The organism is Cupriavidus phytohabitans (assembly GCF_017815025.1).
Lineage (GTDB): Bacteria > Pseudomonadota > Gammaproteobacteria > Burkholderiales > Burkholderiaceae > Cupriavidus.
Genome location: NZ_JAGIQB010000064.1, coordinates 16,768 through 27,127, shown reverse-complemented (window position 1 = coordinate 27,127; position 10,360 = coordinate 16,768). Strand labels below are relative to the sequence as shown.

The 10,360-nt window shown below is 67.3% G+C and carries 10 protein-coding genes; 1 reads left to right on the top strand and 9 read right to left on the bottom strand.

What is annotated here, in order from left to right; genetic code table 11:
* A partial coding sequence (locus J8I34_RS29820) for a Rossmann-fold NAD(P)-binding domain-containing protein (RefSeq protein ID WP_500784442.1) occupies positions 1-422 on the top strand: 422 nt, incomplete at its 5' end.
* A gap of 43 nt (positions 423-465) precedes the next feature.
* On the opposite strand, the gene J8I34_RS29815 is transcribed toward J8I34_RS29820, so the two are convergent.
* The 9 genes from J8I34_RS29815 to J8I34_RS29775 form a co-directional block, all read right to left on the bottom strand.
* Entirely contained in the window at positions 466-1,590 is a 1,125-nt protein-coding gene (locus J8I34_RS29815) for an alpha/beta fold hydrolase (RefSeq protein ID WP_232232412.1), read from the bottom strand.
* Positions 1,591-1,822: 232 nt separating this feature from the next.
* Positions 1,823-2,230 (bottom strand): hypothetical protein, encoded by a 408-nt coding sequence (locus J8I34_RS29810; protein ID WP_209807738.1) that lies wholly within the window; start codon positions 2,228-2,230, stop codon positions 1,823-1,825.
* A 232-nt stretch (positions 2,231-2,462) separates the two neighbouring features.
* Positions 2,463-2,921, bottom strand: a complete 459-nt coding sequence (locus J8I34_RS29805; protein ID WP_245176236.1) for a hypothetical protein — start codon at positions 2,919-2,921, stop codon at positions 2,463-2,465.
* 280 nt (positions 2,922-3,201) lie between these two features.
* Positions 3,202-5,103, bottom strand: coding sequence for a potassium transporter Kup (locus J8I34_RS29800; RefSeq protein ID WP_209770495.1), 1,902 nt, complete (start codon positions 5,101-5,103; stop codon positions 3,202-3,204).
* A 317-nt stretch (positions 5,104-5,420) separates the two neighbouring features.
* Positions 5,421-6,170 (bottom strand): ABC transporter ATP-binding protein, encoded by a 750-nt coding sequence (locus tag J8I34_RS29795; RefSeq protein WP_245176235.1) that lies wholly within the window; start codon positions 6,168-6,170, stop codon positions 5,421-5,423.
* Positions 6,167-6,928, bottom strand: coding sequence for an ABC transporter ATP-binding protein (locus J8I34_RS29790; RefSeq protein ID WP_209770497.1), 762 nt, complete (start codon positions 6,926-6,928; stop codon positions 6,167-6,169). Before J8I34_RS29790 ends, J8I34_RS29795 begins: the two co-directional genes overlap by 4 nt.
* Entirely contained in the window at positions 6,925-8,022 is a 1,098-nt protein-coding gene (locus J8I34_RS29785; RefSeq protein ID WP_245176234.1) for a branched-chain amino acid ABC transporter permease, read from the bottom strand. The genes J8I34_RS29790 and J8I34_RS29785 overlap by 4 nt, the downstream gene beginning before the upstream one ends.
* Position 8,023: 1 nt before the next feature.
* Positions 8,024-8,890 carry a branched-chain amino acid ABC transporter permease gene (locus J8I34_RS29780; protein ID WP_209770502.1) on the bottom strand — a complete coding sequence of 289 codons (867 nt, stop codon included), beginning with the start codon at positions 8,888-8,890 and terminating at the stop codon, positions 8,024-8,026.
* A 200-nt stretch (positions 8,891-9,090) separates the two neighbouring features.
* Positions 9,091-10,293: an ABC transporter substrate-binding protein gene (locus J8I34_RS29775; protein ID WP_209770504.1), complete on the bottom strand. Its 1,203-nt coding sequence runs from the start codon at positions 10,291-10,293 to the stop codon at positions 9,091-9,093.
* Between the last annotated feature and the right edge of the window lie 67 nt (positions 10,294-10,360).

Below are 10,360 nucleotides of genomic sequence, written 5' to 3'. Positions count from 1 at the left end.
CGATCAAGCTGGTCGATGGCGGCGCGCAGAAGCGCGCCTTCGCCGATATCTCGGACGGCATCAGCGCGCTGATGCGCATCATCGAGAACCCCGGCGGCATCGCCAGCGGCAAGATCTTCAATATCGGCAATCCGGCCAATATCCACTCGGTGCGCGAGCTGGCCGAGATGATGCTGAAGATGGCCGCGGACTACCCCGAGTACGCCGAGGAGGCGCGCAAGACGCAGATCGTCGAGATCTCGTCGGGCGACTTCTACGGCAAGGGCTACCAGGACGTGCAGCATCGCGTGCCGAAGATCGGCAATACCATCGAAGAGCTGGGCTGGAAGCCCGAGGTCACGATGGAGCAGTCGCTGCGCCGCATCTTCGAGGCGTATCGCGGTCACGTATCCGACGCGCGCACGCTGGTGAACCAGTCTTAGGCTCGGGCAAGCGGCAACGGCCCCAAGCGCGACGAACGAGCCACTAAGCGTCCGCGCGGTCGAACCCCGCCTTGCGCGCCAGCACGATGGCCTGCGCACGGTTCTCCACTTCCAGCTTGGCGAAGATGCTGGTGATGTGGTTGCGTACGGTCTTCTCGCACAGGTCCAGGCGCGCGGCGATCTGGGCGTTGTCGCGGCCCTGGGCGATCAGTTCGACGATATCGCGCTCGCGCCGCGTCAGCGCGGTAAAGGCGGGATCGCGCACCGGCGCCGCGGCCGGCAGGAAGGCACGCACCTCGTCGAGCCAGCGGCGCCAGGCGGGCTCGGTTTCGAGCAGCAGATGGTTGCCGCTTTCCAGCGGCACGAAGCGCGCGCCGGGAATTTCGCTGGCGATCAGGCGGCCCTCGTCGAACGGCACGCGCGCGTCGCGCACTGCATGCAGTACCAGCGTCGGACACGTGACCCTGGGCAGCAGTGCGACCACGTCGATGTCGTTGAACACGCGCATGAAGCGCGCGGCATTCAGCGGCGACGTGGAGACGCGCTCCAGCTCGTTGAACCACGCATGCTGCTCGGCCGTGCCGCCCGGGATGAACTGGGTCGTGAAGAACTGGCGAAAGGCGGGATTCTCCTGGCCCCAGCCGAGTTCGGCGAGCTTGTTCATCAGCTCGGCTTCCTCGCGCAGGCTTGGGCTCAGGTTGTCGCGCTTGAGCCGCCCGCGCGCATAGCCGCCGTGCAGGATCAGGTGGCTGACGCGGCCGGGGTGCGCCACGGCGTAGGCGACCGCAATGGATGCGCCCTGCGAGATACCCAGCAGCGGGAAATGTTCCACGCCGTTGGCATCGACGATGGTTTCCAGGTCGCGCAACCATGCGTCGAACGACAGGTCTTCGATATCGCGGTCGGACAGCCCGCAGCCGCGTTCGTCATAGCGGATCAGCGTGTGGTGCGCCGACAGCGCCGTGATCATGTGGCTCCACACCGGGCTGCCCACATCGAACTCGAGGTGGCTCATCCAGTTGGCCGCCTTGACCAGCGGCGCGCCGCTGCCCGTGACGGCGTACGCAAGACGAACGCCATCCCGGCTGGTGCACAGGCGTATCTGCTGCTTGAACATCGGCATGTCGGGCCGCGCGGTGCTGGGACGGCCTGCCGGCAGCGCGGCCATCGGGCCTTGCTGCCAGGCAGGCGCGCCGCGTGACTTCACTAGTGTAGGAAAGGATCGGTGCGACCTTGCAGGGGATTGCGCCAGCGCTCACGGCGTTTGCGCGAATGCGGCGGCCCGGCATGAAACCGGGCCGGTGGTCAGGGATGAGCGTGTGCCAGCGCTGGGCACTCGCGTGTCATGACGCGCATGCGGGCGCACATGCGCTGGCATGGTGTGTCACTGAGGCACCCGATTATGCATGGCTAAGGCATTCGCCACTGTCGCGCGAGCCGCTGCGCGCGCCGTCGCTGTAGCCGTCGCGCGAACTGATGCGGGCCCCTTCGGTAAACGGGTCGAACGCTCCCATGCGCGCGCCGTCGGTATATGGATCGGGCCTGCGCATGCCGTCCCGGTACGGATCAAAGCCACGAACCGCGCACACGGACATGCCCTGGCGTGCCACCACGGGCAGCATCGAGGCCTCGGTCGCGGGCCGGTGCGCTCCGGCGGTGAGGGCGTCGCGCTGTCCATGGCGGGCATGCGCGGCGGTCCACGTGGTTTCGTCACCGACCGCGGCGTGGGCCGCCGGGCTTACACCTGCAGCCAGTGCGGCGGCGATTGTGGTGACGGTGAGCAGGGTCTTGGCAAACTTCTGATGCATTGCTATCTCCAACCGGGGATGCCGGCAGCAAGGCTGCTGCGGTCCCTCATGCAGGCGATCACCAACGGAAAGCACGGGCCGCACGGGATCGCCTTTGCCGTGCGGGCCGGTTGCCTGGCGCCGGCCGGTTGCCTCGCATCGCTGCAGCGGCGCGGCGCCTGACTCCTGGATCAGGAAGATGGCGGGTGTGGGGGAGCGGGCGCGCCCGGCGCCCCGCTTCGGTCGCTCAACGTCAGTGCAGCCATCCGAACATCGCGATCAGCGGCACCAGCGGCAGCGGCGGCAGCGGCCGCATCAGCCGCGCCGGACTGCGCCAGCGTGCCGCCAGGCACGCCGACACGCGGTCGGCGGCCAGCTGCACCGCGGTGCGCCAGAGCGCCGCATCCGGTGCCTGGCGACCGCGCAGGGAGCGCGCCAGCGACAGCGCGCGTCCCAGCTCGCGCGCCGGCGCGCCGTGATCGTGGTCCAGCTCGCGCAACGAGGCGAGCCACGACTCCCAGTTCGCGTGTGAATGACAGAAGACGTAGAGCAGCAGCAGAGCCGGTAACAGCAACACCGCGCCGGTGGGCGCGATGCGCTGGCGCAGCATGCGTCGCAGCCATGGCGGCAGCGCACGTCGCGGCAGGCGTGCACGACGGGCTTCGTCGGCATGCCGGCTGGACGGGCGAGACCACTGCTGCAACGAGCGCATGGCACGGCTCCTCGAGGAGGTGGACGCCACGAAGGGGTCCTGTGACAGGTTGAGGGTTGCATTGTCCGGCGCGAGGGACGGGCCGCGCATGAGGCCGTGGTCCCGGGCGGGTTGCTTCGACGCCCGGGATTCCGGGACAAGCGCCCCGGGAAGGCGCCGGCGGGTGGCGCATGGCAGGCCCGCCCCTAGTCCGCGCTGGCAGCGTGAAACAAAAAGCCCCGGGACACGCCTTGCAGCGCCATCCCGGGGCTTGCAGCGGCGGGCAACGGGCCCGCCGGCTTCAGATCTCGACCTTGGTGCCCAGCTCCACCACGCGGTTGGCGGGGATCTGGAAGAAATCCGACGGCTTGGCGCCGTTTTGATGCATCCAGGCGAACAAGCTCTCGCGCCACATCGGCATGCCCGGCAGCTTGGACGGGATCACCGATTCGCGCGCGATGAAGAACGAGGTCTCCATCAGCTCGAAATGCATGCCGAGCTTGCGGTCGGCCAGGTCCAGCACCTTCTGCACGTCCGGCGTCTCCTTGAAGCCGTATTCCGACTTCAGGATAAAGACGCCGCCGCCCAGGTCCTTGCAGCTGAGGCGATGATCGTCGTCGACATACGGCACGTCGCGCGTGATGAAATGCAGGAACACCACGCGTTCATGCAGCACGCGGTTGTGCTTGAGGTTGTGCAGCAGAGACACCGGCACCGACTCGGTATTGCCGGTCAGGAACACCGCGGTGCCCTCGACGCGGTGGGGCGGGTGCGCCAGCAGGCCGGCGATGAACGGCTCCAGCGGGATGCCGTCTTCCAGGCTGCGCGCGCGCAGCAGTTTGCGGCCGCTGTACCAGGTCATCAGCATGAAGAAGGCCATGCTGCCCAGCAGCAGCGGGAACCAGCCGCCTTCGGCAACCTTGAGCAGGTTGGCGGCGAAGAACGACAGGTCGACCAGCAGGAAGGCCGATCCGACCAAGGCCACCAGCGCCGTGTTCCACTTCCACACGTTGCGCATGCACACCGCCGCCAGGATGCTGGTAATGACCATGGTCGTGGTCACGGCGATGCCGTAGGCCGCCGCCAGGTTCTCTGACTTCCTGAACGAGATCACCACGCCGAACACCAGCACCAGCAGCAGCCAGTTGACCACCGGCAGGTAGATCTGGCCGATCTCCGCGGCAGAGGTGTAGCGCACGCGCATGCGCGGCACGAAGCCCAGCTGGATCGCCTGGCTGGTCAGCGAGAAGGCGCCGGAGATCACCGCCTGCGAGGCGATCACCGTGGCGCAGGTGGCCAGCAGCACCATCGGGATCAGCAGCGGCTCCGGCACCATCAGGTAGAACGGGTTCGCGGCGCCGGCGGGGTTCTGCAGCAGCATCGCGCCCTGGCCGAAGTAATTGAGCATCAGGCACGGCATCACCAGGACGAACCAGCCGATGCGGATCGGGCGCGCGCCGAAATGGCCCATGTCGACGTACAGCGCCTCGGCCCCGGTCAGCACCAGGAAGACCGAGCCCAGCACGATGAAGGCCTGCAGCGCGTGCTCGACCAGGAAGGTGATGCCGTACAGCGGATTGATCGCCTTCAGGATTTCCGGCGCCTGCACCATGTTGAACAAGCCCAGCGCGCCCAGCGCCAGGAACCAGGCCGTCATGATCGGCCCGAACAGCTTGCCCACTGCCGCGGTGCCATGGCGCTGGATCAGGAACAGCGCGGCCAGGATCGCAAGCGTGATCGGTATCACGAATCGCGAGAGCTTCGGCGCGGCGATCTCCAGCCCTTCCACCGCCGACAGCACCGAGATCGCCGGCGTGATGACCGCATCGCCATAGAACATGCAGGCGCCGAAGATGCCGAGCATCATCAGGATCTTGGCCTTGCCCGAGCGCGGCGCCACGGTGCGCAGCACCAGCGCCATCAGCGCCAGCACCCCGCCCTCGCCGTCGTTGTCGGCGCGCATCACGAACACTACGTACTTGATGGAGACCACGATGATCATGGCCCAGAACAGCATCGAGATGACGCCGAGCACGGCGTCGGTGCTGAAGGCGATGCCGTGCTCCTTGCTGAAGCACTCCTTGAGCGCATACAGCGGGCTGGTGCCGATGTCGCCGAAGACGACGCCGACCGCGCCGAGCACCAGGGCGCGCGTGCTGGGACTCTCGACGAAATAATGGCTGGTTGTGGACTGGGTAGTCATGAGATAGGGTCTGCCCGGCCGGCTCGCCGGCAGTTTTGTTGGCTCTGGCAGCTCGCAACCCGGCGCACGGGTGCTGACTGCTACGACCGTTTGCGGCGCTTTTAGCGTTCTATTGCATTGCACAAACCCGCGCAATTCTAGATGAACTGCCCGCCAACGACCACTCCGGATGATTCGGGTGCCGTTTTCGGGACTCGGCAAGCATGGTGGGGAAGTGGCCGGTGGTCAAGGGGCGGATAGGCAAAACAGCAGTGCTTACGCCCGCAAGGGCCGTGGCGGCAAGGCAACATTTGTGCGCCAAGACGCACTCACGAGGATCAGACGCCGAGGTAGCGGTCCAGCGCCTCAGGCTTGCCGGCCAGGTCGGCCGCCGGACCGGCCAGCACCACCCGGCCCTTTTCGAGCACCACCGCGCGGTCCGCGTGCGCCAGCACAAAGCGGAAGTTCCGGTCGACCACCACCGAAGCGATCCCGGTGGCTCGCACAGTGGCGATGACCTCCCAGATCTCGCGCACGATGCGCGGCGCCAGCCCTTCTGTGGCTTCATCCAGCACGAGGCAGTCCGGATTGGTCATCAGCGCGCGGCCGATCGACAGCATCTGCTGCTCGCCGCCGGACAGCTGCTGGCCGCCGTGCGACAGGCGCTCCTTCAGGCGCGGGAACAGGTCGAGCACGCGCGCCTCGTCCCAGTCGTTGCGGCCGTTGCAGCCCTTGCGGGCGGCCATCAGCAGGTTTTCACGCACCGACAGGCTGGGGAAGATGCCCCGCCCTTCCGGCACATAGGCAACGCCCCGGCGCGCCACCTCGTACGGCTGCGCACGCGACATATCGCGGCCGGCCACGCGGATCCGCCCCTGGCGCTGGCGCACGTGACCCAGCAGCGTGCGCAACAGCGTGCTCTTGCCCATGCCGTTGCGGCCCAGCAGGCCCACGGTCTCGCCCACGCCGACGGTGAAATCGATACCGCGCAGCACATGGCTGGAACCGTACCAGGCGTTGATGCCGGTGGCTTCGATCATCGGCGTGCTGATTGGCGTGCTGATTGGCGTGGTGACGGGCGTACTCATGCGGCCTCGCTTTCTTCCTCGCCGAGGTAGGCGAGCTGGACTTCGCGGTTGGCCCGGATCGCCTCGGGCGTGCCGGTGGCGATCACCGTGCCGTTGACCATCACGGTGATGCGGTCGGCGACCGAGAACACCGCGTCCATGTCATGTTCGACCAGCAGGATCGCATGGCCCTCGCGCAGGCCGCGCAGCAGCCCCAGCATGCGCGTCGATTCCTCGGCGCCCATGCCGGCAAGCGGCTCGTCAAGCAGCAGCGCCACCGGCTGCGTCGCCAGGCACATCGCCACCTCGAGCTGGCGCTTCTGGCCATGCGCCAGGTCGCTGGCAAGCCGGTCCGCCAGCGGCGCCAGTCCGGCGCGCTCCATGGCCTCGTCGGCCAGCGTGGCGCTGGTGCGGCAGCCCTGCGCGCTTTCCCACAGGCGCCAGGCACGCTGCGCACGCGACTGCGCCGCCAGCCGGCAGTTCTCGCGCACGGTCAGCGGCAGGAAGATATTGTTGCGCTGGTAGCTGCGCCCCACGCCGTGCCGCGCCAGCCGCGGCTGCGACCAGCCGGTGACGTCCTCGCCCTTCAGGAACAAGCGCCCGGACGTGGGCGGCAGCTCGCACGACAGCATGTTGATCAGCGTGGACTTGCCGGCGCCGTTGGTGCCGATCACGGCATGGATCTCGTGCAGCGCCAGCGACAGGTCAACGCCGGCCACGGCGGTGAGGCCGCCAAAACGGCGCGTGAGCTGCTGCGCCTGCAGTACCGGCGTATTCATGCGGCCTCCGTATTGCGCGCGTTGCCATCACCGGCCTTGCCGGTCTCACTGGCTTCGCTCCCGTGCCCGCCGTTGTTGCGCCCCGTCTTGCCGCGGCGCCCGTGCCGCAGCACCGCGGGCAGGCTCACCAGCCCGCGCGGCAGCAGTGCCACGGCAACAATGATGAAGCCGCCCATCACCAGCTGCCAGTGCTTGGTCAGCGTGCTGAACCATTCGGCGAGCAGCACGAACGAAAACGCACCCAGCACCGCCCCGGCCAGGCTGCCGACACCGCCCAGGATCACCATCAGCATGGCATTGCCCGACTGGTGCCACGATGCGATCTCCGGATTGACGAAGCCGAACTGGATGGCATAGAGGAAGCCCGCCAGCCCCGCCAGCACCCCGCCGGCGACAAAGGCGCCAAGCTGGTAGCGATAGGTGGCATAGCCGGCGGCACGCATGCGCTGCTCGTTATGGCGGATGCCCACCAGCGCGTGGCCGAAGCGCGAGCGCAGCACCAGCGCCAGCAGCGCGACCGTGGCCAGCAGGCCCGCCCACACCAGCCAGTAGAAGTGCATGGGATCGGTGACGGTCAGCAACTGCTCGCCCGGCACCGGGAATTCCGGACGGAAATAGATATAGGTGCCGTCGCTGCCGCCCGCGAGCTTGGTGTCATGGAAGACGAAGTACACCATCTGCGCGAAGGCCAGCGTGACCATGATGAAATACACGCCGCGCGTGCGCAGCACCAGCGCGCCCACCACCAGCGCCAGCCCTGCCGAGGCGGCCAGGGCGCCGGCCAGCAGCAGCCAGCCGTTGCCCGGCCCGGATTGCGGCGCGAGCATCGCGGTGGCGTAGGCAGCCATGGCAAAGTACGCGGCATGCCCCAGGCTCACCAGCCCGGTATAGCCGATCAGCAGCTGCAGCGACAACGCGAAGATCGCCATGATCATCACCTTGCTTAGCAGCTCGATATAGAACTTGTGGCTGTCCGCGGTCAGCAGCAGCGGCAGCACGGCCAGCACGGAGAAGGCCACCAGCCAGCCCAGTGCGGCAAGCAGCGCGGCATTGCCGCGGGAATGCCGGCGCGCCGGCAATGTTGTCGGATTCATGTCATCCCGCCTTGAACAGCCCCTGCGGCTTCCACAGCAGGATCACCGCCATCAGCAGGTAGATCAGCACGCCGGCCGCCTCCTGCCAGAACACCTTGCCAAAGGTATCGACGAAACCCAGCAGCAGCGACGCCACCAGCGCGCCCTTGACCGAGCCGATACCGCCGATCACCACCACCACGAAGCACACGATCAGCACCTGCCCGCCCATGCCCGGATACACCGACGACACCGGCGCCGAGATCATCCCCGCCAGCACCGCCAGCGCCACGCCCAGCGCGAACACGAAGCGGTACAGCACGGTGATGTTGATGCCGAGCGACTGCACCATCTCGCGGTTGGTCGCGCCGGCGCGGATCATCATGCCCAGCCGCGTGCGCCGGATCACGTAGTACATGGCCCCGGCCACCGCCAGGCACACCGCCGAGATAAAGAGCCGGTACACCGGGTAGGTCATGTCATTGCCGATCGGCAGCGCGCCGTCCAGCAGCGCCGGCACCTGCACGCCGTGCACATCGTCGCCGACCAGGATGCTGCGCAGCTCTTCGAACACCAGGATCAGGCCGTACGTCATCAGCACCTGCTGCAGATGGTCGCGCTCGTACAGGTAACTGAAGAAGGCCCACTCGAGCACGTAACCGAACACCACCGCCAGCACAATGCCGAGCGGGATGGCGGTAAACAGGTTTCCGGTCAGCCCGGCGAGCGTAAAGGCAAGGTACGCGCCCAGCATGTAGAAACTGCCGTGCGCCAGGTTGATCACGCCCATGATGCCGAAGATCAGCGTCAGGCCGCTGGCGACCAGGAACAGCAGCAGGCCGTACTGCACGCTGTTCAGGCACTGGATGAAGAAGGAGACGATGTCCATGCGGGCAATACATCAAGAAACGGAAACGCCACGCATGCTGGTGGCAAGCTCCCCTCTCCCGCGCGCGGGAGAGGGGTTGGGGGAGAGGGCCGGCGTTTGCGCGCGGCGACCTGCCGTGACTTCGTGGAGGCTCCTGCCCTTACCCCCGGCCCCTCTCCCGCGAGCGGGAGAGGGGAGCAAACCGAGCGATACGGAAAACCTTACAGCCTGCACCCGCGCGCCGGATCGGCCAGCGCCTTCACCGCCACCGAGCTGACCTTGTTCTCGCGCCCGTCCACCTTGCGCAGGTAGAAGTCCTGCACCGGGTTGTGCGCCTTCGACAGCGTAAAGGCACCGCGCGGGCTGTCGATCCTGGCCGCGCCCATGGCCTTGTACAGGTCGGCCTTGCGCGTCATGTCGCCCTTGACCGCATTGGCACCGGCCGCGAGCAGCTGTGCCGCGTCATAGCCCTGCACCGCATAGACATCGGGCTGCAGCTTGAAGGCCTTGGCATAGTCCAGCCGGAAGTTCTTGTCGCGCGCATTGGTCAGGCCGTCGGCATAGTGCAGCGTGGTCTCCAGCCCCTGCGCGGCATTGCCCTGCGCTTCCAGCGTGCCGTCGGTCAGGAAGCCCGAGCCGTACAGCGGGATCTTGTCCTTCAGCCCTGCCGCGGCCCAGTCCTTGACGAACTTGACCGCGCCGCCGCCGGCAAAGAACACGAACACGGCATCCGGCTTGAGCGAAGCCACCTCGGTGATCAGCGCCTGGAACTCGACGTTGGGGAACGGCAGGCTCAGTTCCTTCACCACCTTGCCGCCCTTGGCCTCGAAAGCCTCCTTGAAGCCCTTGACCGACTGCTCGCCGGCCGCGTACTTCCACGTCAGCGTCACCACCCTCTTGAGCCCGCGCTCGGCCAGCACCTGGCCCATCGCATAGCCCGGCTGCCAGTTCGAGAACGAGGTGCGGAAGATGTTCGGGCCGCACAGCGGACCCGTGGCTTCGTCGACGCCGGCGTTGGGGATGATCAGCAGCGTGTTGTTTTCCTTGGCGACCTTGACGATGCCCATCTGCACGCCCGAATGCACCGTGCCGACCACCACGTCGACCTGGTCGCGCTTGACCAGCTTGGTGGCGTTTTCCGGAGCCTTGGCAGGGTCGGATTCATCGTCGACCTTGAAGTACTCGATCTCGCGCCCGCCGAGCTTGCCGCCCTGCTGCTGCACATACATGCGGAAGCCATTCTCGATGGCGGTGCCGAGCGCCGCATAGGTGCCGGTGTACGGCAGCATGAAGCCGACCTTGATCTTTCCGCCCGGGGCAGCCGGCGCCGGCTGTGCGGTCTGGGCGAAGGCGCCGGCCATGGCAAACACGGTGGCGACGGCAAGGCAGGCAGGCGCGAGCCTGCGCGGGGTGATGCGACGCATGTTGTCTCCTGGTGGTCAAGCCGACGGCTCGCTGGACCGTTGCCGGTCCCCCTGCCGCTGCCGTGGC